Source organism: Candidatus Neomarinimicrobiota bacterium (assembly GCA_016784545.1).
Taxonomy (GTDB): domain Bacteria; phylum Fidelibacterota; class UBA8477; order UBA8477; family JABMPR01; genus JABMPR01.
Genome location: JADHUM010000031.1, coordinates 18405 through 44037, shown reverse-complemented (window position 1 = coordinate 44037; position 25633 = coordinate 18405). Strand labels below are relative to the sequence as shown.

Annotated in this window: 23 protein-coding genes and 1 other RNA gene; all 24 read left to right on the top strand. The window is 44.3% G+C overall.

Features of this window, described 5'->3' with window-relative positions; translation table 11 throughout:
- The first annotated feature begins 377 nt into the window (after nucleotides 1-377).
- Nucleotides 378-2993: an alanine--tRNA ligase gene (gene alaS / locus ISR87_08670; protein MBL7025516.1), complete on the top strand. Its 2616-nt coding sequence runs from the start codon at nucleotides 378-380 to the stop codon at nucleotides 2991-2993.
- Nucleotides 2990-4426 carry an aminomethyl-transferring glycine dehydrogenase subunit GcvPB gene (gcvPB, locus tag ISR87_08665; GenBank protein ID MBL7025515.1) on the top strand — a complete coding sequence of 479 codons (1437 nt, stop codon included), beginning with the start codon at nucleotides 2990-2992 and terminating at the stop codon, nucleotides 4424-4426. Before alaS ends, gcvPB begins: the two co-directional genes overlap by 4 nt.
- Nucleotide 4427: 1 nt before the next feature.
- Nucleotides 4428-5675 carry a diaminopimelate decarboxylase gene (gene lysA / locus ISR87_08660; protein MBL7025514.1) on the top strand — a complete coding sequence of 416 codons (1248 nt, stop codon included), beginning with the start codon at nucleotides 4428-4430 and terminating at the stop codon, nucleotides 5673-5675.
- Between the two features lie 157 nt (nucleotides 5676-5832).
- On the top strand, nucleotides 5833-6213 hold the full coding sequence (locus ISR87_08655) for a RidA family protein (GenBank protein ID MBL7025513.1): 381 nt from the start codon (nucleotides 5833-5835) through the stop codon (nucleotides 6211-6213).
- 17 nt (nucleotides 6214-6230) lie between these two features.
- Nucleotides 6231-6659, top strand: a complete 429-nt coding sequence (locus ISR87_08650; GenBank protein MBL7025512.1) for a hypothetical protein — start codon at nucleotides 6231-6233, stop codon at nucleotides 6657-6659.
- Nucleotides 6646-8007, top strand: coding sequence for a sodium-dependent transporter (locus ISR87_08645; protein ID MBL7025511.1), 1362 nt, complete (start codon nucleotides 6646-6648; stop codon nucleotides 8005-8007). Before ISR87_08650 ends, ISR87_08645 begins: the two co-directional genes overlap by 14 nt.
- Nucleotides 8008-8196: 189 nt before the next feature.
- On the top strand, nucleotides 8197-8394 hold the full coding sequence (locus ISR87_08640) for a 4Fe-4S binding protein (GenBank protein MBL7025510.1): 198 nt from the start codon (nucleotides 8197-8199) through the stop codon (nucleotides 8392-8394).
- Nucleotides 8387-9559 carry an NAD(P)/FAD-dependent oxidoreductase gene (locus ISR87_08635; protein MBL7025509.1) on the top strand — a complete coding sequence of 391 codons (1173 nt, stop codon included), beginning with the start codon at nucleotides 8387-8389 and terminating at the stop codon, nucleotides 9557-9559. The genes ISR87_08640 and ISR87_08635 overlap by 8 nt, the downstream gene beginning before the upstream one ends.
- Before the next feature lie 70 nt (nucleotides 9560-9629).
- Entirely contained in the window at nucleotides 9630-12497 is a 2868-nt protein-coding gene (locus ISR87_08630; protein MBL7025508.1) for a hypothetical protein, read from the top strand.
- 12 nt (nucleotides 12498-12509) lie between these two features.
- On the top strand, nucleotides 12510-14033 hold the full coding sequence (gene hutH, locus ISR87_08625) for a histidine ammonia-lyase (GenBank protein ID MBL7025507.1): 1524 nt from the start codon (nucleotides 12510-12512) through the stop codon (nucleotides 14031-14033).
- A complete protein-coding gene (locus ISR87_08620) occupies nucleotides 14030-14560 on the top strand; it encodes a hypothetical protein (GenBank protein ID MBL7025506.1) in 531 nt (176 codons plus the stop codon). The genes hutH and ISR87_08620 overlap by 4 nt, the downstream gene beginning before the upstream one ends.
- 8 nt (nucleotides 14561-14568) lie before the next feature.
- Nucleotides 14569-15540 carry a GTPase ObgE gene (gene obgE / locus ISR87_08615; GenBank protein MBL7025505.1) on the top strand — a complete coding sequence of 324 codons (972 nt, stop codon included), beginning with the start codon at nucleotides 14569-14571 and terminating at the stop codon, nucleotides 15538-15540.
- On the top strand, nucleotides 15533-16630 hold the full coding sequence (gene dprA, locus ISR87_08610; protein ID MBL7025504.1) for a DNA-protecting protein DprA: 1098 nt from the start codon (nucleotides 15533-15535) through the stop codon (nucleotides 16628-16630). The genes obgE and dprA overlap by 8 nt, the downstream gene beginning before the upstream one ends.
- Before the next feature lie 113 nt (nucleotides 16631-16743).
- Entirely contained in the window at nucleotides 16744-17229 is a 486-nt protein-coding gene (gene tnpA, locus ISR87_08605) for an IS200/IS605 family transposase (GenBank protein ID MBL7025503.1), read from the top strand.
- An 81-nt stretch (nucleotides 17230-17310) separates the two neighbouring features.
- Nucleotides 17311-18621 (top strand): M18 family aminopeptidase, encoded by a 1311-nt coding sequence (locus ISR87_08600; GenBank protein ID MBL7025502.1) that lies wholly within the window; start codon nucleotides 17311-17313, stop codon nucleotides 18619-18621.
- Nucleotides 18622-18762: 141 nt separating this feature from the next.
- An RNA gene (gene ffs / locus ISR87_08595) (signal recognition particle sRNA small type) lies at nucleotides 18763-18858 on the top strand.
- 50 nt (nucleotides 18859-18908) lie between these two features.
- Nucleotides 18909-20711 (top strand): DNA polymerase III subunit gamma/tau, encoded by a 1803-nt coding sequence (dnaX, locus tag ISR87_08590; protein ID MBL7025501.1) that lies wholly within the window; start codon nucleotides 18909-18911, stop codon nucleotides 20709-20711.
- 32 nt (nucleotides 20712-20743) lie between these two features.
- Complete coding sequence (locus tag ISR87_08585; protein ID MBL7025500.1) at nucleotides 20744-21079, top strand: YbaB/EbfC family nucleoid-associated protein; 336 nt, start codon at nucleotides 20744-20746, stop codon at nucleotides 21077-21079.
- A gap of 2 nt (nucleotides 21080-21081) precedes the next feature.
- Nucleotides 21082-21672 carry a recombination protein RecR gene (gene recR, locus ISR87_08580; protein MBL7025499.1) on the top strand — a complete coding sequence of 197 codons (591 nt, stop codon included), beginning with the start codon at nucleotides 21082-21084 and terminating at the stop codon, nucleotides 21670-21672.
- A gap of 8 nt (nucleotides 21673-21680) precedes the next feature.
- Nucleotides 21681-22262, top strand: coding sequence for a CDP-diacylglycerol--glycerol-3-phosphate 3-phosphatidyltransferase (pgsA, locus tag ISR87_08575; GenBank protein MBL7025498.1), 582 nt, complete (start codon nucleotides 21681-21683; stop codon nucleotides 22260-22262).
- Nucleotides 22259-22714: a phosphatidylglycerophosphatase A gene (locus tag ISR87_08570; GenBank protein MBL7025497.1), complete on the top strand. Its 456-nt coding sequence runs from the start codon at nucleotides 22259-22261 to the stop codon at nucleotides 22712-22714. Before pgsA ends, ISR87_08570 begins: the two co-directional genes overlap by 4 nt.
- Nucleotides 22711-23961: a competence/damage-inducible protein A gene (locus ISR87_08565; protein MBL7025496.1), complete on the top strand. Its 1251-nt coding sequence runs from the start codon at nucleotides 22711-22713 to the stop codon at nucleotides 23959-23961. The genes ISR87_08570 and ISR87_08565 overlap by 4 nt, the downstream gene beginning before the upstream one ends.
- Nucleotides 23958-24533 (top strand): RNA 2',3'-cyclic phosphodiesterase, encoded by a 576-nt coding sequence (gene thpR, locus ISR87_08560; protein ID MBL7025495.1) that lies wholly within the window; start codon nucleotides 23958-23960, stop codon nucleotides 24531-24533. Before ISR87_08565 ends, thpR begins: the two co-directional genes overlap by 4 nt.
- Nucleotides 24533-25564, top strand: coding sequence for a recombinase RecA (recA, locus tag ISR87_08555; GenBank protein ID MBL7025494.1), 1032 nt, complete (start codon nucleotides 24533-24535; stop codon nucleotides 25562-25564). Before thpR ends, recA begins: the two co-directional genes overlap by 1 nt.
- The last annotated feature ends 69 nt before the right edge of the window (nucleotides 25565-25633 follow it).

Below are 25633 nucleotides of genomic sequence, written 5' to 3'. Positions count from 1 at the left end.
AAGCTGGATACCTCTTTTTCACGGATTATTACCGAAATGTTAAGGTGTAAATTAAGGAACCGCCCTGTACGGAACCGTACGCAGGGTGGTGTGAGAGGACGGATAGGGAATTAATCCCTATCCTCCTACTCGATTTTGTAAAAGAATTATTCCCTCGTCATCCCGAGCGGAGACGAGGGATATCGATCCGACATAACAGGGGTAGTATCCCTCGACTCCGCTAAAGATGACGGCCTGAAGCATGCCCCCATGAAATGAATTTCTACATAATATGAATTTCCATACTTCCATTTTGGAATGTTGCTAACTATAATAGCGCGTTCTTTGCTAAGTATTTATCCATAATTTAAGTAGTATCTCTAACTCATTGAGGCACAATGACATCGCAAGAAATTCGAAATCAGTTTATACAGTTCTTTCAGGACAAAAATCATAAATTTGTACGTAGTGCAGGGGTTGTCCCATTTGATGATCCCACCCTATTGTTTACCAATGCGGGAATGAATCAGTTTAAAGGCATCTTTTTGGAAACAGAAACTGCAGGTCATCCCAGGGCTGTGAATTCGCAAAAATGTATTCGTGTTAGTGGTAAGCATAACGATCTTGAGGAAGTAGGTCGCGACACCTATCACCATACCTTTTTCGAAATGTTGGGAAACTGGAGTTTTGGAGATTATTACAAACCAGAAGCCATCAAATGGGCCTGGGAATTGTTCACTGATGTTTGGAAAATCCCCAAAGACAAGTTGTATGCAACAGTTTATAAGGATGATGATGAAGCATTTGAGCTGTGGGAAACACTCACCGATATCCCCAGAGAAAATATTTTGCGTTTTGGCGACAAGGATAATTTCTGGGAAATGGGGGAAACTGGTCCCTGCGGTCCCTGTTCTGAAATTCATGTTGATATTGGTGGTGACCCTGCCATCCATGGCTCTCATCCTGAATTAGGAGTAAATACTGACAGCCCACGTTTTATGGAATTATGGAATCTGGTATTTATTCAGTACTTCCGTGATCAGAACGGTGAATTAACCGAATTGCCAAATAAACATGTTGATACCGGTGCAGGACTTGAGCGCGTTGTCGCTTACCTCCAGGGGAAAGACAGCAACTACGATACTGACCTATTTACTCCGCTTCTTGATGAGATATCAACCTTGTCTGGTATCACCTACCAACGAGATGAGCAGGGAATGGCCCATCGTGTCATTGCAGACCATATACGCATGTTGACTTTTTCCATCTCTGACGGCGCTCTGCCCTCCAATGATGGTCGTGGGTATGTCTTACGCCGTATATTGCGTAGAGCAGCCCGTTATGGACGTAATTTGGGCATGAATGATGCCTTCCTGTACAAACTTGTTCCCACTGTGGTGGCCGTCATGGGTGATGCCTATCCAGAACTCAAAGAGCGGGTCGCCTATATACAGAAAGTAATCAAGTCCGAGGAAGATTCCTTTAGCCAGACCCTGGGCAGGGGATTGCAGATCTTTTCAGGTATCATTGAAGATGCAAAAGCAGCGGGCGAAACCACACTTTCAGGCGAAAGTGTTTTTAAACTTTACGATACCTTTGGTTTTCCTGTGGATTTAACCAGTCTCATGGCTGATGAAGAAGGATTTGGTGTTGATCTTGAAGCCTTCGAAACCCTCATGAATAGTCAGCGCGAAAAAGCGCGAGAGGCAACCCAGCTCAAGCAGACTCATACCCAGGGAAGTGAATGGGAAATTGTCCATGCTGGCACACACTCGGAATTCCTGGGATATACGCATCCCCAATTGGATACTTCCATCGCTCAGGTGATGAAATCAGGTAAAAATATTTTTGTTATCCTGACTCAGACACCCTTCTACGCAGAAAGTGGTGGTCAGGTTGGCGATACGGGTCGTATCTATAATGCGAAAATGGAATTAGAGGTTTTGGACACACGCCGTGATGGCGATTCCATTGTTCACAAGACCAGGTTGATATCAAGTGAATTTAATACCGAGCCGGTGATAGCTGTAATCGACGCTAATCGTCGAAATGCGATTATCCGCAACCATACTGCTACCCATTTATTGAATGCTGCCCTTAGAAATATTCTCGGAGATCATGTTAAACAGGCTGGTTCATTGGTGGATGAAAAGCACCTGCGATTTGACTTTAACCATTTTGAAAAAATGACGGCAGAAGAAATCAACAGGGCTGAACGGCTTGTAAACGCTGAAATCAGAAAGAATAACTCCGCCAGCATTCGCAATATGAGTTTTGATGAAGCCAAGACTGAAGGGGCTCTGGCCTTCTTTGGTGAAAAATATGGTGACCAGGTCCGCACCGTTAAATTTGGTGAGTACAGCCACGAGCTTTGCGGCGGGGTCCATGTCCAGGCGACTGGAGATATCGGGTTTTTCCGTATCGAATCTGAGGCAGCCATTGCCGCTGGAGTTCGCCGAATTGAAGCATCAACTGGGAAAGTTGCAGAAGAGAATGCCCGGGTAGAGCGGGAGACCATCAATCATTTACGCCATTTGCTTACTTCAGATGTAGAAGATCTTAGTTCCAAGACCCAACATTTGCTGGATGAGAAGAAAGCTCTGGAAAAACAGGTCAAGGTCTTATCCTTTGATCAGGCCGCTTCTGTACTTACTGATATTCTTGGAAATTCGCAGTCAATCGGTGGCGTAAACGTTTTAAGTGAGGTGGTAGAAGTTCCTGATACAGAGGCACTTAAAGATCTTGGTGCAGAATTGATCAGGCAGATGAAAAGTGGTCTGGGAGTTCTGGGAACCGTCATAGATGGATCACCTTATGTGGTTTGTGTGGTTTCAGATGATGTGATTGCTCAGCACAAATTGAAGGCTGGGGATATTGTACGTGAATTGGGGCAGAAGTTAGGTGGTGGCGGTGGTGGAAAACCACAAATGGCCACTGCAGGTGGCAAAGATGCCGCTGCGTTGAAAACAGTTATTGCAGATGTATTTGATTTGATAGGAGAACGTTTGGGATGAAAAAAGCTCAATTAATTATTGAAAAATCCACCTCTGGACATGTCGCTACATCAATCCCGGCTTTAGATGTGCCAGAAAAAAGCATAAGTGATCTGATTCCTGAAAAATATCTCAGATCAGAAGCCCCACGGCTTCCAGAAGTTTCAGAACCAGAACTGGTGCGCCATTATATTGGTATATCAACCAAGAATCATCATGTGGACAAGGATCTCTATCCTCTTGGGTCCTGCACCATGAAGTATAATCCCAAGATTAATGATTGGACCGCCTCAGTTCTTGCAGAAGTCCATCCCTACCAACCAGAAGAGCTGAGTCAGGGACTCCTTGGTGTCTACCATGAATTAGAGCAGCAATTATGTGCTATCACTGGCATGACCGCTTTTACGCTTCAACCTGCAGCTGGCTCACAGGGTGAACTGGTGGGTGTACTGCTCATGCGGAAATATCATGAATTGAGAGGCAATGACAAAGATGTCATACTCATTCCATCCGCTGCACACGGTACCAATCCAGCTTCTGTTGCCATGGCAGGTTATAAGGTCGTTGAGATTAAGAGTAACTCAAAAGGCCTGGTCGATATGGAAGACTTCGAGTCCAAAATTGATGATCGGGTTGCCGGCTTTATGTTAACCAATCCCAATACACTGGGACTTTTTGAGGAAAATATTAGCAAGATTTCAGAGCTCATTCATGGTGTTGACGGTATCATGTATATGGATGGAGCCAATATGAATGCTCTCCTGGGTATTACACGGCCAGCAGATTTGGGCTTTGATATCACGCATCTGAATCTTCATAAAACCTTCTCAACACCCCATGGAGGCGGCGGTCCAGGAGCTGGTCCCATTGGCGTGACTGACAAACTGGCGGCATATCTGCCCAGACCCCGTGTAGAGTTAATAAATGATAAATATCATTTAGAATATGGCTATGAGCACAGTATTGGACGAGTACACGGTTTTTATGGAAATTTTGGCATTTTGCTGCGCGCCTGGACCTATATCAGAATGCTGGGTCCAGATGGTCTAAGAAATATCTCTGAAATTGCTATTTCCAACGCCAACTATATGATGCACAAACTCAAGGATGTCTTTGAGTTGGCATATGATAGGACATGTATGCACGAGTTTGTGCTTTCAGCTCGATCCCAGAAAGAAAAGGGGACCAACGCCCTGCATATTGCCAAACGGTTGCTTGACTTTGGATTCCATTCACCAACCATGTATTTCCCACTCATTGTTAAAGAAGCCCTCATGATTGAACCGACTGAGAGTGAGAATAAAGAAACCATGGATCGTTTTATCGCAGTCATGAAGCAAATCGCAGAAGAAGTGGAAACAAATCCTGAATTGGTCCATACTGCACCGCATTCTACACCTGTTGGCAAGGTTGATGAAACCCAGGCCAACCGCAATTTGAACGTCCACTGGTAGAATGGCCTTTACCTACATAAACAAATCGCTCCATTGTGATGGGGTTGACCTGTCTGCTATTGCAGATCAGTATGGAACGCCTGCATACATCTATTCCGAGCAGATACTCAGACGCAATGCTGAAGTATTGAAACAGATTTTCATCGCTCGTGGATTTCAGGTCTCCTACGCCATGAAGGCCAACTCAAACCCAACTATTCTGAAACTTTTTAAAACATTTGGTTTTGGCGTTGATATCGTATCATCAGGTGAATTTCAAATGGCTAAATACTGCGGATTTGAGGGGACTGAGATCAATTTCGCAGGGGTCGGCAAGACCCTCCCAGAATTGGATATTGCGCTTAATTTCGATATCGGCCATTTTAATGTGGAAAGCCGTTTTGAGTTGGAACTCCTGGAAGAACGGGCCAGAATCGCAGGTAAAAAAGCTGCTGTCCTGCTGCGCTTGAATCCTGATATTGATCCTCAGACACATCCCCACATCTCAACTGGTTTAAAACAGAACAAATTTGGGATGAGTCCTGAAAAAGTGAGACATTTTCTCACTCAGGCCAAATCCTATCCCCATATTCAGTTTGATGGGATTCATTGTCATATTGGTTCACAAATTATACAACCTCAACCTTTCTACGATCTTATTGATTATCTGCAACAATTCACTGCTTCATTACAGGATGAAGGTATTGAAATTACCCATCTTGATCTTGGGGGTGGTTTTGGGGTGAATTATGAGGATCCATTCGAAGATATTCTTGAGACAACACCTTTCCTCGAATCAATTGCCCAACGTGCTATGGAAAAATTAGGTGAATACCAGCTTCATATCCAACCAGGTAGAGTCCTGGTTGCCAATGCTGGTGTCTTATTGGCAAGGGTTCTGGGCAATAAAGAGAACGGAGGCCATCAATTTGTCATCATCGATGGTGCTACCACAGAGCTGATCCGTCCCGCCCTGTATGATGCTTACCACGCTATTTATTCCCATATTGAGGATCGACCGCTGACCATGGTGGATGTGGTGGGACCAGTCTGTGAAAGTTCTGATGCGCTGGCAAGACAAAGAAATATACCCAAATTTGAAAAAAATGATCTCATGGTCATTGGATCAGCTGGTGCCTATGCCAGTTCCATGGGTTCCACTTATAATATGAGACCGCTATCACCAGAAATCATGGTGACTAGCACTGGGGATACCCAACTGATTCGTAAGCGTCAGTCCTTTGATGAAATGATTTTGCTTTACTCGTAAATTTTTGTCTCAAGGATTTTCCCCGATTACAGAACAGGGAAAAGTTGACATTGAGGAAAGCAGATGCTTACTTATATCCCGGGCAAATCGGATGATCACATTGCTTGATCAAAATCTTGTAACTAGCTGATTAACAACAGTATAATAGGACATTATCATGAAGAATATTATTCGTACAGACAAAGCACCTGCTGCAATTGGACCCTATAATCAGGCCGTTGAGATAAATGGAATGATTTATACAGCTGGCCAGATTCCACTGGATCCTGCAACGGGAAAACTAGTTGAGACATCATTTTCTGACCGCGTCTATCAGGTAATGCACAACCTGAACGCTATCCTGGAAGCTGCTGGCAGCGATTTTTCCAAAGTTGTCAAAACCAATATTTATGTCACAGATCTTGGCCAATACGCAGAGTTGAACCGAATTTATGGAGAATTCTTTCCAAGTGATTACGCGCCAGCCAGAGCCGCCGTCCAGGTTGCAGGTTTGCCACTTGGGACCGATATTGAAATAGAGATGGTGGCGTATAAATAAAAGCTATGAACTTTTCTTTGAAGCAATTTATCGTTTTATTTCTTGCATGCGGATTGTTGAGCGGTCAATCACGAGTTGAGGGGCAGGTTGACTCTTCCGGTGTAAAGAGCCCGGGTAAGGCAATTATTCTTTCTATTATTCCTGGTGGCGGTCAGCTTTATAACCGACACCCACTAAAAGCACTCTTGTTTGCCGGGGCATTTGCATATTATGGATATGGATATTCCCTTGCTCAGGCAGATTATCAAGCTGATTTATCCAGCGAATCCCTGCATAGAACGAGGAATGACAAAGTTTGGATGATGTCTCTGATTTGGACGCTGAACATTATTGATGCTTATGTAGATGCCCAGCTCTGGGATTTTGAAAAGTATGAAATTGAGCAGGATGCGGAGATCCCACAAGAAAAAACCAAAAAGGTAGGACCAATAGATGACACAGAATAGAGAAGCGTGGGGATCCAAATTGGGATTTATCCTGGCTGCTGCGGGTTCCGCAGTTGGGCTGGGAAATATCTGGAAGTTTCCATACATAGCAGGGGAAAATGGTGGAGCTGCATTCATCTTTGTCTATCTGATCTGTATAGCTATTATCGGGTTCCCGGTACTCATTGCTGAAGTTCTGATTGGAAGAACCACTCAACGCAATCCAGTTGGTGCATTCGCCGCCCTTACGCCTTCTAAGATGTGGCTATCAGTAGGATTCCTAGGGGTTATAGCCGGATTTATGATCCTCTCCTTCTATAGCGTTATTGGAGGATGGACCATAGGATATGTGATGGAAACCTTGCGAGGTTCACTGTCCAATTTTCACAATCCTGAGGAGGCAGGTGTTCTTTTTGGTGTACTCTCAGGCAGTGCAACCTGGACCTTAGGTTATCATACCATTTTCTTTGCCATGACCATGTTTATTGTGGTCAAGGGGGTTCAGGGTGGTATCGAAAAATCCAGCAAGATTATGATGCCAATCCTACTTACCATCCTGGTTATTCTCATGATTCGTGGAATGACCCTGCCTGGAGCTGATAAGGGCTTGGCCTTTTTACTGGTCCCGGACTGGGCCAAAATTAATGGACATTCCATCCTCATCGCGCTGGGTCATGCTTTTTTTACCCTCAGTCTTGGTATGGGGGCCATGATGACCTATGGAAGTTATATGTCCAAAAAGAACAGTGTCATCACAGCTTCGGCTCAGATAGTATTTCTGGATACGCTTATTGCCATCATGGCAGGAGTCGCAATATTTACTGCTGTATTTGCTTCAGGGCTCGATCCGGCAGCAGGTCCTGGGTTGATTTTCCAGACTCTGCCTGCAGTATTTGCCGGGATGACGGGCGGGGTTTACTTCTCTTTTCTCTTTTTCCTGCTTCTGGCTATTGCTGCCCTCACATCGGCAATATCCTTACTGGAAGTCGTGGTCGCCTATTTTGTAGATGAAAAGGGCTGGAATCGCAAAGGTGCAGTCATGATTTTCGGTGGTTCGATCTACCTCCTGGGAATTCCTTCCGCCTTGTCATTTAATCTTATGTCAGATGTCACTATGTTTGGAAAAACATTTTTTGATGTGGTGGACTTCATAGCCTCCAACGTGTTGCTGCCATTTGGTGGATTGATGATAGCTATTTTTGTCGGATGGGTATGGACAAGGACTTCTGTGATGACTGCCGTGAAAGAGGGAGCAGAACACCTCTTCGAAACCTATCCATGGTTCGAGGGTATCTGGTTTGTGTTTCTGCGATTTGTTGCTCCAGTCTTGATAATGTTGGTCTTGCTAAATAGCTTGGGTATAGTATAGATTTTCCGGAATAAAATATCCCAGAGGAGTGGGCACGAACCGAATCGCTCCTCACCCGATAATCCAGTGCATTTAATCATTTAGAATGCACCTTTGATTCCTATTTTAACAGGTTAATTCTTAATCGATCATATCAGGTGGAAAGGAATATCCCCTGAATTAATCGAGTAGATATAAAAGGGGTTTATTATGATCCTTGTAAAAGATAATCGATGTGATTTTTGTGGCACCTGCGTCGCTGTTTGTCCCGTTGATGCCATTGAATTGCGCGAAGCTGATATATCCATCATCCATGATACCTGCATAGACTGTGATATCTGTATCTGGGTGTGTCCCATAGATGTGCTTTCTTCTGATGAGACCAAAGAGGAGGTAAAGCATGACTGATTTTGATGTCATCGTTGTTGGAGGTGGACCTGCTGGATCCATGGCCGCTGAAGCCGCAGCAAAGGGTGGAGCAAAGACCCTTCTGCTTGAAAAAGATAGAGATATTGGTTACCCAGTTCGTTGTGGTGAAGGTGTGGGCGCTTCTGGTTTAAAACAATTCATCGACCCAGACCCCCAATGGATTGCTGCTACGATCTCCAAAGTACGCATGCGTTCCCCCGATAATACCAGGGTTGACTTCGGGATGAAGGATGCTGGATATGTCCTCCATCGAAGATTGTTCGATTATGCCCTGGCGAACCGTGCAGGTCAAGCCGGTGCTGAGATCCAGACTCGTGCCTATGTAGACGGCCTGATAATGGAAGACAACGCAGTAAAAGGCGTCAAGTACCAATACATGGGTGAGAATAGGCAATTGACGGCTAAAATAGTCATTGCTGCTGATGGCGTTGAATCCAGAGTTGGTCGAATGGCCGGGATGCGAACAGCTACCAAGTTGAGAGATATGGATTCTGGATATCAGGCAACAGTCGGTAATGTTGATATCGATCAGGAAATGATTGATTTCTTTATCGGGTCCAACTGGGCACCAGGAGGATATCTCTGGATATTTCCAAAAGGTAATGGCATGGCAAATATTGGATTGGGAGTGAACGGAAAGGTAGCAAAAGATTTTAGTGCACATGATCTTACCCACAAGTTCTTAAAAGAACATTATCCAAAAGCCAGTATTTTGACCAGTGTTTGCGGTGGCATTCCCATCGCCAAAACACTTAAGACCATCACTAAAGAGGGTATCATGCTCACAGGAGATGCTGCCAGAATGGTAAATCCCGTAACTGGCGGGGGCATTATCACAGGCATGGTGGGAGGTCGGATCGCTGGAGATGTTGCTGCAGCAGCATTGCAGACCGGAGATCTAACGCCCAATGGTTTTAAAGATTATCCTTCAAGATGGCAAAAAGCCGAAGGGAAAACCCACGATGGACTTCATCGCGTCGCAGATGCCATTTTTGAAATCACTGATGAAAAATTGAATAAAATGGCCCATCGTCTGGCCAAGATACCTCCTGATGAACTCTCACTTATGAAGATATTTACGGCGGTTGCACGACATAAACCATCCATACTGATTGATGTGACCCGCGCCTTTGCCGGCGTTTGATCCATGAATCATAGAAAGCACAGGAAGATTTGATCACAACATACACAATCACCATAGCGGGTTGGCTCGCATGAGTTTCTCAGAATATTTACAAGGAATTGGCCTTGGAACCTTTGTTTCTTTTGATCTTGAGACCACTGGTCTTGATCCTAAGGTCGATTTTGTCATAGAATTTGGTGCTGTCAAGATTGTAAATGGCGTAGCCACAGAACGCTATCAACAATTTATTAAACCACCGGTAAGAATCCCTAAATTCATCACCAAACTCACCGGAATCACCAATGAAATGGTGGAAGATGCTCCCACTTTTGAGGAAGTAGTAGATGATCTCTATGATTTCCTGGGGGATCATCCATTGGTAGCCCATAATATTTACTTCGACCATAATTTTTTAGATGTCAAAAGAGAAGCCATAGATGGCATCCCGCTCAAGAATCAGCGCATTGATACCTTGAGTCTGGTGCGAACCCTGAGATATGATATGATTAATCATAAGCTGGGAACAGCAGCCGAATTCTATGGGTTATCCAAAGAGGGTGCCCATCGAGCTGATTATGATGCCGATATGGTTGCAGAAATATTGCTTATCCTCATTTCTGAGATGAAGAGACTTTCACCAGATGTACTCAAAGTTCTTGTTGATGTTATGCACGGGACAGATTTACCAAATGAGCCTCTATATACAGCCATGCTGGAATGGACTGCTTCTGGACGAGCCATGGAAGAATTGGATGAATATCCAAGAATTCCATTACCCCAGAAACCAAACATTCGCCATTCTACCAGTGAAGGTACTTTCCCTGATCTTGATCAGATATTTTCTGACGAGGGCTTGCTTTCCAAGCACCTTGATGGATATGAACCACGCCAAACTCAGGTAACCCTGGCTCATGATATCCAGTATGCCATGCGGAATGATGAGTTTCTCATGGGTGAAGCAGGAACAGGTGTGGGGAAGAGTCTGGCCTATACTATTCCAGCTGTCCTTACACGTCATGAACTCAAGGAAGATGAACCTATATTTATCAGTTGTAACACCAAGAATTTGCAGGATCAGCTCTTTCATAAGGAAATTCCCTTCATCCAGGAGAAGCTTGGGTTGCCTGTAAGAGCCTTGCTTCTCAAAGGACGAAATAATTACATCTGCAAGACCAAATGGCAGAGAGCCATGCGTGATGTGAGTTGGAGATTCAGCCGGCGCGAGAAAGAAGCGCTTCAGACATTGGTGGTCTGGGCTCACGAAACACCCACAGGTGACATTGATGAACACAATGGTTTTCATACTGTAGGGAATGCATTGGTCTGGTCCAAACTGAACAGTGAACCAGGATTTTGCACTACCAATGTTTGTGCCCATAACGATTTCTGCTATCTCGGCAAATTGCGTCAGGAATCTGCCAAGGCAGATATCGTGGTGGTCAATCACTCTTTGCTCCTGGCTGATGCTGCTGCCGATCATGCTATTTTGCCCCGCTACCAAAGACTCATTGTGGATGAAGCTCATCTCCTTGAGAAAACAGCCTATCAATTTTTTGCAGCAGAGTTTTCATACAGGAGTCTGAGAATCCAGCTGGATCAGTTGTTCTATAAGGGTCGCAATAAGAGTGGGATGTCCATTGAGCTGAGACATCTTCTGGTACCTGTGGATGAAAAGCAAAAAGCGGGGATCTCGGCTCAATTGGATCAGCTTGAGACCGACATTCTAGAATTTGACAAAACCTTACTGGCCTTCTTCACCGAGTTCAAGGCAACTCGACAGCGCGATATCGAGCGAGCAACTTTTACGTACAAGGAATTGTACTCGGCAGAAAAGGATCCTTTTGCACCGGTTCGTGGAATCTGGTACTCAGTTATCACCAGTTTGACCTCATTGAATAATCTGGTCCGGGATGTAGAAAAATCTCTGGACGATCTGGATGACGAATCACTGCCTGGTCTGTCTGAGATTAGCTCAAGATTCCATTCCTGGCGTGAGATGATGGTCTACACACTTGAAATCATGGATAAACAGGCTGCCGCAGATAATCCCGAAATGATCTATTGGTTTGAGATCCTGCCAAAAAGCGAGGTCGTGGCAGTAAAATTTGTCCAGGTTCCCCTTGAGATAGGTAAACAGATGCAGGAGCGAGTTTATGAAGGTCTTGCCTGTGCCATATTCACATCAGGGACCCTCAACATCGATGGAAGTTTCAGCTATCTCAAGCAACGCCTGGGATTGAAGGGTCATGATAGATTGAAAGAAAAGACCTATCCCTCACCATTTTTCTATGAGGACCAGGCAAGAATATTTGTCCCCACATTTATGGGACCCCAAAACGCTGAGAATTATACCATTGAAGTCCTGTTTCTCCTTGAAAAAATATGGAAAACACATCCGGTTGGAACCATGATATTATTCACCAGCTATACCATGCTTATGAACTGGCAGGAAGAATTGGAGGATCTCATAAAGGGGTCAGGTCGTCGATTGCTGGTCCAATCCAGTCGTGTGTCCAGAATGGATTTGATTAATCAGTTCCAGAAATACCCGGATAGCATACTTCTGGCCACAGACAGCTTCTGGCAGGGCGTGGATATTCGTGGGGATGCCCTTCAATTGCTGGTTATTGCTAAACTACCCTTCCTGGTACCATCAGATCCCATTGTCCGCGCCAACAGCGATGCACTGAAGGCTGCTGGTGAGAATGACTTTATGGGCTATAGCGTTCCTGAGGCTGCTATTAAGTACAAGCAGGGTGTTGGTCGACTCATTCGTAGCACTTCCGATTTTGGGGCAATTCTTTCATTGGATGAGCGAATATTTACCAAGCGATATGGTGATTATTTTCGTAATTCTACACCCATACCCCATGTACCTGCTAATTCAGAACGAGAACTGGTTGATTCCATTCGCGCCTGGTTCAGATCTCATGGAATTGCAGATGCCAATACAAACTAAAGTGAGCACGATATGATTTTAGATGGTAACTCATTGTCACTTCATGGAATATTTGAAGAACTGAAATCGCCTACAAAATTATCACTTTCTTCAGAATCAACCAGACTTGTGCGGAGATCACGTGAGGTTGTAGAGAACATGTTGGCGGCCGGGAAAACGGTCTATGGCGTAAACACTGGATTTGGCAAGCTGGCGAATCAAAGAATCTCCAGCGAAAATTTGAGACAGCTTCAGGTCAATCTCTTAAGAAGCCATGCGGCTGGAACAGGTGGGTACTTTTCTCAAAAGACAGTCAGGTTGATCCTGCTCCTCAAGATTAACAGTCTACTAAGAGGTTATTCAGGTATCAGGCTTGAGGTCATTGAAGCATTGATCAATTTGTACAATAACAATCATACTCCTGCTATCAGAGAGAGAGGAAGTGTGGGAGCCAGTGGGGATCTGGCACCCCTGGCCGATCTGGCACTACCCCTCATCGGTGAAGGCCAATTTCTCATGGATGATGGATCTGTTAAACCTGCTGCAGAAATATTGAAGCAGTTCAAGCTTCCTATTGTGGAGCTAAAAGAAAAAGAAGGTCTTTCCCTGATAAACGGGACGCAGGTGAGCACAGCACTGGCAATTGAATCCCTGGAAAATATTCAGGATTTGTTCTTAACCATCTCAGGTACAGGCGCTTTTAGCACTGAAGTCATGCTTGGTACTGATACAGCATTTAAGAAAGAAATTCAGGAAGCGCGGAACCAGCCAGGACAGGTATTTGCTGGAGAAATTTTATTCACCCTCATGGCCGATAGCGGCTATCGAGATGCTCACCTTGACTGCGACAGAGTCCAGGACTTTTACAGCCTCCGCTGTATGCCTCAGGTTCATGGCTCATGGTATGATCTCATTGTTTATGCTGAACGAATTCTGACTCAAGAGGCCAATAGTACCACCGATAACCCCGTAACATTGATCGAGGAGAATATGATTGTCTCCGGGGGTAATTTTCATGCTGCTCCCATTGGTCACATTATGGACTATCTCGCAATTGCACTCTCAGATGTTGCTTCCATGAGTGAACGGAGAATTGCCGCTTTTCAGGAAACGAGTCAGAGTAATTTGCCCATGTTCCTTATGAAGGAGGCCGGCTTGAACTCTGGTTTTATGATAGCTCATGTAACTGCTGCAGCCCTGGCCAGTGAGAATAAGTCCCTGAGTCATCCAGCTTCAGTGGATTCCATTCCCACTTCTGCCAATCAGGAGGATCATGTGAGTATGGCTCCCATAGCAGGGCATCAGCTCAAGCAGGTTATCTCCAATGCTTCGAGAATATTTGCAATCGAGTTGATGTGTGCCGCACAGGCCAGGGACCTAAATCCTCAGTACCATCTCGCACCTTCCAGCGAGGCTATCTATCAACGAATTCGCCAGGAAGTGCCATATCTGGAGGTTGACGGTTCATTGAGCACTCATATAGAAAATATTTATGAAATGATTTCCTCTGGGGCCATCGCAAAAATTGTTAAGCACCGATTGGAGGCGCAAGCATGAGAATCCACAAAAAAAGAATCCTTTTTCCCCTGGTGATAATATTCTTTATCGGTTGTGCTTCAGAATCGGTGAAATATGACCTACCCAGTGCCGGTACCAGCAAAGCACCAAAGTGGGTCGATACACACATCACAGTCAGAGATACTATTTTTTTAGTTATAAATCTACCGGAAGAATATTCTCAGGATATGGACAAATCTGTTCAAAAAGCCCAATCAGAATTGCACACCCTCTTGATGAATGAAGTTGAAGTTATCCTCAGGGACTATTGGGATGAAAAACAGATTAATTATTCTGATGATGACAAATTTCAACTTCTATCGGGACTTCCCATTACGCTTGAACAAGTCATGAAGCATGTGGAAGTAACCGATGGTTGGGAGAAAAATGGTGAAGTCTCAATCCTGTGTGCTCTTGATTATGAAGAAGTAGCCGAGGTTCTCATCGAGGATATGGAAATTGAAGACAGGGCCTTCCTGTCTTACTTAAAACGAAGAATGGATGATCTTGCTGAGCGCAACCGCTAGGATGGATAATGAGATTTGTTGATTATGTAAAGATTAAGGTCATCCCAGGAAAAGGGGGAGATGGCATCATTGCCTTTCGTCGGGAAAAATTTGTTCCCAAAGGGGGTCCTTCTGGAGGGAATGGTGGGAGAGGAGGTAGTATTATCCTCAAGGTGGATGCTCAACTCCACACGCTCCAGGATATTCGCTATCATCGCATATATAAAGCCAACAGGGGTAAACACGGTGAGGGCAGTCTTCGCCATGGCAAAAAAGGGGATGATGTTACCGTTAAAGTCCCTGCTGGAACCATTGTTAAAGATTTACATAATGGTGAAGTGGTTGCAGACTTGCAAATTGATGGTGAATCCATTGTGGTCGCTCATGGCGGCCGTGGAGGTAGGGGCAATGCGGAATTTGCTACCCCAACCCATCAGGCACCTCGTGAATTCGAATATGGTCGTGACGGTCGGGAACGGGACCTGGAACTTGAGCTCAAAGTTCTGGCCGATGTGGGGCTGGTTGGATTTCCAAATGCAGGTAAATCTACTTTGCTGTCCAGGGTGTCCCGAGCCAAACCAAAGATTGCAGATTATCCATTTACCACTTTGACGCCAAATCTTGGAATTGTGAAATCAGGTGCCTATTCAAGTTTTGTAATGGCAGATATACCAGGGCTTATCGAGGGTGCTCATGAGGGGAAGGGACTTGGTATTCAGTTCCTCAAGCATGTCGAGCGCTGCAGTGTCTTGTTATTTCTGGTAGATGCTAACGATGAAGATCCATCAGAATCATATCGACTCCTTTTTGAAGAGGTAAAGAAATACAGCCCTGGATTGATTCAGCGCAAGCGGATGTTGGCAATCACCAAGATGGACTCCTTTGTAGGCGTACCAAAAATGTCAACCTTCGAGCCTGTGGAATTATTTCCCATTTCCTCTGTTTCAGGAGAAGGACTTGAGGTATTAATCAAAGCGCTCTCAACCAGTATAAGTGAATAAAAAACTTTTCAATATTATCAGGGTGCTCAGCATCCCCGGTGTTGGTCCTCGAAAAACCTTAGACCTTATCTCAGAATTTGGTTCGCTGGAAAATATCTTCTCAGTTGGTTATAAAGAGCTTACAAGAATTCCGGGCATCAAGGACAAAATTGCCCGCTCCATATTAAGTGAGCCTGATGAAGCTCTGATTGCTGGGCAGACCAAGCTGATCGACAAATTTCAAGTACAATTAATCACCCTATGGGATGATGCCTATCCTGAACAATTAAAGCAAATCTATGATCCACCCATTGCCCTGTTTTGCAGGGGTAATATTGACCTCCTGGCATCAGACAGCATTGGAGTGGTTGGCACTAGAACGCCCAGTGCTTATGGCAAGCAAATATCAAAGGAATTCAGTAGAGATCTATCCCAAAGGGGTCTCACGGTGGTTTCTGGTGCCGCCAAGGGAGTAGACACCTACGCCCATGAAGCGTGTCTGAAAGCAGGTGGACATACCATTGCTGTCCTTGGCAATGGTGTTGACAGAACTTATCCTGCTGAGAATCGACCTCTTTTTGATGAGATACAAGAAAAAGGATTGTTGATCTCAGAATTTCTCATGGGCAGCAAACCTGATGCACAAAATTTTCCGCGGCGGAATCGAATTATATCAGGCCTCAGTATGGGTACCATAGTGATTGAGGCTGCCGAACGCAGCGGTTCCCTGATTACGGCCTATTTTGCCCTGGATCAAAACCGAGAGGTCTTTTCTGTCCCTGGTCCTGTGAACAGCCGCCAGAGTCGGGGGACCAACCTTTTAATCAAACAGGGAGCCAAACTGGTTGAAAATGTGGAGGATGTTCTGGAGGAACTTGGTGAGAAATTTAAAATGGGTAGCTCCCAGGGCCAGCAAGAGCTCCTCATTGCCGCCGATCCTGTGGAAAAGGCATTGCTCGAACATCTATCAGAAACTGAAGAAATTCATATTGATGATTTGTCCATCCTGGCTGGACAGACTACCTTCGCACTTCTGGGTACCTTGCTCCAACTGGAAATGAAGGGGCTTATTCAACAATTACCCGGCAAATATTTTAAACGAAGATTTTGAAATATCTCTTTTTGTTGGAAATAGAGTCACAGTTCTCCCAAAGGGATGTAATTCTAATAGCATTGTTCGACATCAAGATTAAATAATCCTGAAAGGATGAAATAGCAAGGCAAGTGGCCGGTACCTATTCGCAATTATATATTCAAATTGTTTTCGCTGTGAAGGGACGAAAGAATATGCTTCACAAGCCTTGGAGATCTGAATTATTTAAATACATGGATGGGATCATCAATGGCAAAGGTCAAAAAGCATTCATTGTGAACGGTGTTTCCGACCATGTTCACCTATTGATTGGATTAAAACCTTCCATGGCCATATCAGATTTGGTACGGGATGTGAAAAATAACTCAACAAACTTCATCAATAGTCAAAAATATACCAGAGGAAAATTTTCATGGCAAGCCGGATATGGTGCCTTTTCATATGGTAAATCTCAACTTAATAACGTGTATAAATATGTACTCAATCAGGAAAAACATCACTCAAAAAAATCCTTTCGAGAAGAATATCATGAGTTTTTGAGGAAATATGAAATTGAACATGAAGATAAATATTTATTCCAATGGATAGAGGAATGTCACCCCTTCGGGGTTCAATAATGCTCAAAACATGAACAATAATAATTTCACCCCTTCGGGGTTGTGCTATCTTGGAAACAATGATTAGTTAAAGGAAGAGCAATGAGTAAATCTACAATTACAGAGCTAATAAGTTATATAAATCAAAGCGTCACTGCCTACCATGCAGTATTGACAGCTGAGGCAGCCCTCAAATCAAATGGATTTATTCAACTTGATGAGCAAGATGTCTGGGACTTAAAACCCAATCAGAAATACTATGTTATCAGAAGTCAATCCGCCCTGGCAGCATGGCAAATGGGGAGCGGAGACAGGTCAGGTGTACGTCTGGTTGGTGCCCACACCGATTCTCCAGGGCTTCATCTAAAACCTAAAGCTCAATATTCTAAGAGCGGCTATGTTCAGCTTGGGGTTGAGGTCTATGGTGGACCACTTCTGGCAAGTTGGACAGATCGCGATCTTTCTCTGGCTGGTCGAGTTATTCTGAAGCAAGGGGGGAAACTCAAAGTTGTGCCCTTCAAATCCGATAAAGTCTTGCTCAGAATCCCTCAACTGGCAATTCATTTGAATCGAGAAGTGAATGAACTTGGGTTAAAGCTCAACAAGCAAACCCACATGCCACCGATTCTGGCGCTTGAAAGTACAGATGGCAAATCAGTCGATACCGGATTGATCGAAGGTCTTATTGCTGATACCTTGAAAGTTAAAAGTGATGAAATCGCCAGCTGGCAACTGGAATGTTATGACACCCAGACTGCCAATCTTAGTGGTTTAAATGATGAATTCATTGTGAGTGGGAGAATAGACAATCTCACCATGTGCCATGCATCTGTCCAGGCGCTAACTTCAAACGCGTTTATATCTCCGCAAACTGCCATGATTGCCCTGTTTGACAATGAGGAGATAGGCAGCTCAACTGAGAACGGTGCAGCCTCAGGCTTTATCAGGGATATTATCACCCGGGTGGTGAGTCCAAATGAATCAAATCATATGACTCAAAGGGCTCTGGCAAATAGCGCCTGTATCTCAGCGGATGGCGCTCATGCCATTCATCCAAACTATGCCGAGTTTCATGACCCCCAGCATGCAGTGAAAATGAATCAGGGTCCGGTTATTAAGAGGAATGCAAACCACCGCTATGCCACCAGTGCCTTTACCTCAGCCATCTTTGAACAGTTATGTAAAGATGTGGATGTTCCTGTCCAGCATTACGTTCATAAAACCGATTTACCCTGTGGATCTACAATTGGTCCCATCACAGCAACTGGATTGGGTATACCCGTCGTTGATGTTGGTAATGCCATGCTATCCATGCATTCAATTCGAGAAACAGCTGGGGTGAAAGATCATGAAATGATGGTTAAAGTGCTGGAGAGGTTTTTCACCAAGCCAGATTTAATCTCAGTATCATAAACCAGGGATATCAACATTCACTCTGTATTTGATGTAGAATAATAAGATCAAATCAGACTTCCTTCACCCCTGATAATTGATACATTATTCTGCTTTTTTAATGAGTTTTAAACAGCGTCTGATCTTGAAGATGCGTTGTGCTTTCAGGTCCTGCAATGAGAGCGAGCCGAACCCCGTCAGATCCGGAAGGAAGCAGCGGTAAGCATTGTAATCGTGTGTCGGATTCGCCTGAGGCACACGCATCTTTGAGATCAGCTTTTATTCAACCAACTGGAAAGTCCCATATCGTGCCTGAGCAAGAATCTGCATATATCGTTTCCTCGCTAAAATATCGTCCCCAGACATTTGAGGATGTGGTTGGTCAGGATCATGTTTCCAGAACACTGAGAAATGCACTTGTCAGGCATAGACTGGCCAATGGTTATATTTTTACTGGCCCCAGAGGTGTTGGTAAAACAACGTGCGCTCGAATTTTGGCCAAGGCAATCAATTGTGAAAATCCCAACGATGGCAACCCCTGCAATACCTGTAAACACTGTGTAGAAATCACAGGTGGCCGAAGTCTGGACGTCCAGGAAGTTGACGGCGCTTCAACGCGGGGTATTGATGCCATTAGAGAATTGCGAGAGGTTGTAAAATATCCACCTACTAATTCCAATTATCGTGTCTATATCATTGATGAAGTACACATGCTCACAAAAGAAGCCTTTAACGCGCTTCTAAAAACGCTTGAAGAACCACCACCACAAGTTCTTTTCATATTTGCTACTACAGAGCCCCAGAAAGTTCCTATCACCATTCTTTCACGCTGTCAACGCTATGATTTTCGTATGATTTCTACTGAAACCATGGTGGCACGTCTGAAAATGATCAGTGACAAAGAGGGTATTTCAATTACTGAAGAAGGTCTGGCACTTATTTCCCGCAAAGCAGCAGGTAGTTTACGCGATTCGCTGAGTCTGCTGGATCAGGTGTCAGCATTTGCTGAAGATGAGGCTTCAATTGATCTGGTGAGAAGAGTACTGGGTGTGCTGGATGCCACTATATATTTTGAATTAATGCATAATGTGGCCAGTCAGTCTGCTGAAAACCTTGTGAATCAGGCAAATATGCTATTCTCCAGAGGGATAAGTATTTCTGAATTTCTCCATGGGCTCAGTGAGCATGTTAGAAATCTTCTCATTGTTAAAGTAGCTGGAATCACTGATTATCTTGATGTTTCTGATACAGATGCCAAAGCCCTGCAGGAACAGGCAAGCTATCTTGAAGAACGTGATCTCCTGCGCATGCAAAACATTGTGCTTGAGACCATCAGAGAACAACGATTTGTGAGCAATCAACTGGTTTCTGTAGAGCTCATGCTCCTGAAACTTGCCAGAAGTACTCGGGCTCTGGACCTGGATGCAATTCTCTCTGGGAAAAGCACCCCGGCACCTGCCATTCCAAAGGCTGTTCCTTCAAATTTATCTCCTCCCTCTGACAAAGGTGATTTAGCTCCAAAGAAGGCCGCACCGCTACTGAAGCCAACACCCACTCCTGAACCTGAGATCGCACCTGTAACGCCTGACGTGGTTAAACCTGAACCAGTTGTGGAAGCGGTCAGCATAACGGAACAAGTACCTCCGGCAGAACCAGAGAAAGCTGAAGAAATTATACCTGAACCAACTCCTGAGCCAATTCCTGAAGCTGAAGAAATACTGGTATCCGAAAGCAATCCGCCAGAAGCTGATGAACCCAGTGAGATAAAAATTGAAGAACTCCTCCAAAATTGGGAGAAATTTATTGAAAGTCTGGGTAAAATCAGTCAATCGACAAGCGCATTTATGAGTGAGGGGACACCAGCAAGTTTTGAGAAGGGCTGTCTGACCGTCTCATTTGCTCCAGAACAAAAATACCATATTCAGACCTTGAGTAAAAATACTGATGACATTCATAAAATTGCTTCAGAAGTATTCGGAACAAAAATGACTATTCTGCTATTAGAGGAGAATGGTCGTAAACCTAAACAACGCAAAGAAGACGAAATTCTGGCTCATCCAACATCTCAGCATCTCCTGGACATATTTGATGGTGAGATCATTGATGAGTAGGATTTGAACATGTATAGGAGAAAACTCCAATGATGCCAAAAGGCGGAATGGGTAACCTTTTAAAACAAGCCCAGAAGATGCAAAAAGAAATGGAAATCGCTCAGAACGAGCTGGCTGCCATTGAAGTAGAAGGCTCTGCCGGAGGTGGTATGGTCAACGTGAAAGCCAACGCCAAGATGCAGATATTATCCATCAAAATCGAGCCAGATGTTCTGGAAGATGATGTGGATATGGTTGAGGATCTTGTGCTCGCCGCAGTGAACCAAGCTCTGACAAATGCCCAGGATGCAGCCAACTCAAGAATGTCACAGGTTACTGGCGGTATGATGGGTGGAATGGGTGGACTCAATATTCCCGGACTTGGATGAAAATTCTTCCTGATAGTCTGGAGCGCATTACTGAGCAGTTCTCACGATTCCCTGGAATCGGCAAGAAAACTGCGCAAAGAATGGCTTTTCAGCTGATTGAGTGGAACACCGAAGATGTTCACCGCCTAGGTGATGTAATCATCCAGAGTAGTGAAAAATTGCGCCAGTGCTCCATTTGCAATCTGATTACAGAGGCCGATCCATGCCCGGTTTGTCTTGATACGCGGAGGGATGAATCTATACTCTGCGTAGTCGAGGATTCTAAGGATGTGGTTGCCATTGAAGAAACAAGTCGTTTCAGCGGGAAATACCATATTCTGGGGGGTGTCCTTTCACCTCTTGAAGGGATAGGACCAGATCAGTTAAATATTAGGACCCTGCTCACACGCCTGGAAGGTGTCACTGAATTAGTCATAGCAATGAATCCCAGTGTTGAAGGGGAGACAACTTCCTTGTATTTAGCTAGACTATTACAGGAAAAAGATATAAAAGTGACCCGTTTGGCAAGAGGAATTCCCAGCGGGGGTGATCTTGAGTATATTGACGGCATAACTTTAGGGAGAGCTCTGGACGACAGACACGAATTAACATGATACATAATTTGCCAAACATTCTGACTATTTTTCGAATTGTCGTTACACCCCTCATCGTATGGCTGCTCATAGGGTTTGATGGGTTAGCGCTCCACGCCTTGGCTCTGGTATTATTTCTCATCGCCTCACTTACCGACCTTTTTGATGGAATACTGGCCCGTAAACTCCAGGTAGTTACCGAGTTTGGGAAATTTATGGATCCTCTTGCAGACAAAATTTTGGTAAATAGTACCTTCATCACTCTCAATATTTTGGAAGTCATGCCAATCTGGATTACCGCTGTAATCATCCTGAGAGATGGTCTTGTTACACTATTACGATGGGGCATGTTGGCCAATGGGGCTTCGATGAATACCAGCCGTCTGGCCAAATTGAAAACAACCTTTCAATATATTTCCATGTATGTGGGATTAATCTTTATTCTCCTTGGCCATTTTCAAGAACTTGATACAATAGTTGCCTGGGTTGAAGAATGGTTTGTCACAGAGACTATTTTTACACTTACAGGTCTTGTAACTGCCTATACCGGTTTCAATTACTTATGGATAAATCGCGCTTTCATTAAAAATCTCTTTACGGAAAGCGAATGATTCGAGTTTTACGCGGCTTTACCTCAGTTGGATATGTAGGTCTTATACCAGGCGCTCCGGGTACATATGGGTCACTGGTAACCCTTCCCATTGCCTATTTCTGGAGCATACTGGTTACAAATAATCCGTTTATAACATTTGGGCTTATCGCCGTTATAACTTTGTTGGGTGTCATTGCCTCAAACAAGGTGGGTGCATTTCTGGGTGTTGAAGATCCAGGAGAAATTGTTATTGATGAATTGGTCGGACAATGGATAGCTGTGCTTGCCATCCCGGCACATTGGGGTTTCTGGTTGGCTGCATTCATTCTTTTTAGAGTTTTTGATATCTGGAAACCCTGGCTCATTGATAAATCTCAGCAGTTACCTCGTGGTATTGGTGTCATGATGGATGATGTTTTAGCTGGATTGCTGACCCTGGCCATTATTCAAGGGGCAGCTGCACTTTTATGAAGCATTTAAAGGCTATTACAATTTCTGTTGGCGATGAATTATTGTCCGGGAAAACCCTGGATTCCAATAATGCCTTCATTTCAAGAGAATTGGATCTGATTGGGATTCCGGTCATCAAGAAAATGATCATTGGGGATGTAGCCCAAGACATCATGGATTCACTGGACTGGGCCTTTTCTCAAGCAGATGTGGTAACCCTGACCGGTGGTCTGGGACCAACCCATGATGATATCACCAAATCGGTTCTATGTGACTATTTCCATGTGGGATTGAAGCTATATCCAGATTTATTGGAGAATCTAAAAGACCGCTTCGCCCGTAGAGGATTCAAGTTTTCAGAGTCGAATGCCTCACAGGCCGAATATCCTGAAAATGCAGCACTGCTGGAGAACCCCTTTGGGACTGCCCAGGGCATGCACATCCAGCATGAGGGGAAGCATTTGTTTGTGATGGCAGGTGTACCCAGGGAAATGGAGGTTGTAACTTCAGGCCAGATCATTCCCATTCTCTCAAAATTAACTCAGAAGTCCATTTCCAAAGTCGATATCCACTCAATTGGGGTACCCGAATCTACGCTTTATGAGTTGAGCAAGCCTGTCCTGGATGATTATTCCGATCTTAAAATTGCGTATTTACCCAAAGAGGGCATGGTTACTATACGGGTTTCTTTCCCTTCGAAATCATCTGCTGCTGACCAGAAGCTCGTTGATGAGATTTACAGCAAACTTCGTAGCCTGAAGCCCAAAAATATTTATGGACGAGATGAAGAATTGCTTCCCATTCTCATCGGCAAGCTCCTCAAGGAGCAAAAAGCCACTGTAGCAACAGCTGAGTCATGTACAGGTGGACTGGTTGCCAGCCTCATTACCGATGTCAGTGGCAGTAGTGAGTATTTTCAAACAGGATTTGTGACTTATGCCAATGAGACAAAAATGTCCATGCTGGGAGTATTAGAAGAGACGCTTGTTCAGCATGGTGCTGTTAGCGAGGCAACTGTCTCTGAGATGCTTGATGGGACCTTGAAAAAAAGTGGCGCTGATTACGCAATTGCCATATCGGGCGTGGCTGGACCCACAGGGGGAACAGAAGAAAAACCAGTTGGAACCGTATATATTGGCGTTGCTGATAGGGGACATCAAAACATTAAACGCTTCCAATTTGGGAAGAATCGTATCCTGAATAAAGAAATGAGCGCCTTTTCATCCCTTAATCTATTGCGACTTCTGATCGAGGAAGCAAATTCATGAGCGAAATAAGAACTTTTCTCGCTTTCCCCATTCCCAAAGAAATCAAGGGATACTTTAAAAATATGCTTGAACCCATTATTAATAAAGAGGATAAAATTAATTGGGTCAAACGGGAAAATATTCATATCACACTTAATTATCTTGGCGAAACTGACTCAGAAAAAATTGAAGAGCATGCCAGACACATTGAGTCTGTGGTGCAAGCGTTTCCTGCTTTTAAACTGGGGACCACAGATACAGGGATATATCCCCATGCTAATGAACCAAGGGTGTTATGGGTTGGTTCAGCACCTTATGATATCACACTAAGTTCATTTAAACAAAAACTGGATATAGAATTAACCCGATTGGGTTATAGACTTGATAAACGTCAATTTCAACCACATATTACGCTCGCTCGCGTCAAAACAATCTCACGCAAAAGCTCCTTTATCCATAAATTTCTGACTACTGAAGTTCGTGAATTTAATTTTGAAGTTGATACAGTGTTATGGATGAAGAGTACATTGACGCCGACAGGTGCAGAGTATGAAGAATTGAAATCATTTAAATTTAATAGTGGAGGTCAGTAATGAGTGCTGCTCAGGGAAAATCAAAAGACAAAGATAAAGCGATAGAACTAGCTGTTTCCCAGATTGAACGACAATTTGGTGCAGGGGCAGTCATGAGGATGGGTGAAGACCAGATGAACCTGGCGGTAGAAGCCATCTCCACTGGAGCGCTTTCATTGGATGCAGCTCTTGGAGTTGGTGGTGTACCTCGTGGAAGAATCATTGAAATCTATGGACCGGAATCATCAGGAAAAACTACCCTGGCTCTTCACATTGTAGCCAATGCTCAGAAAAGCGGAGGCTATGCTGCCTTTGTTGATGCTGAGCATGCGCTTGATCCCAAATATGCCAGCCAACTCGGTGTTGATGTCAAGAATTTACTAATTTCACAGCCCGATTCAGGTGAACAGGCATTGGAAATTACTGAAACACTGGTTCGGAGTAATGCGCTGGATGTGATAGTTATTGATTCAGTCGCTGCCCTGGTTCCACGTGCTGAACTGGAAGGGGAAATGGGAGACAGCCACATGGGTCTCCATGCTCGTCTCATGTCTCAGGCACTGAGGAAATTGACAGGAGCAGTCTCAAAGTCTAACACTTCAGTTATTTTTATCAATCAAATCCGTGAGAAAATTGGCGTTATGTTTGGAAGTCCCGAAACGACTACAGGTGGAAGAGCACTAAAATTTTACGCTTCAGTTAGAATGGATATCCGGAGAATAGGATCCTTGAAAGATGGCCAGGACAATATTGGTAATCGCGTTCGCGTGAAGGTTGTTAAGAATAAGATGGCACCTCCGTTCCGTGAAACTGAATTGGATATCATGTTTGGGCATGGATTTTCGTTTGAAGGTGACATCCTAGATCTTGCTTTACAGGCCAATCTGGTTCAAAAGAGTGGTTCGTGGTTTAGCTATGGTGAAGATCGTCTGGGGCAGGGGAAAGAGAATGTTAAAAATTTCTTTATCGAAAACCCGGATCTTATGGCAAAACTCGTTGGTGAAGTTCGCCTATTCCTGGGCATGGAACCAGTAGAGAAAAAATCAGAATAATCCCATGTAACTAAGCAATTAATCAATGGGCTACCATAAGTTATGGGAGCCCATTTTTGTTTAACTGCA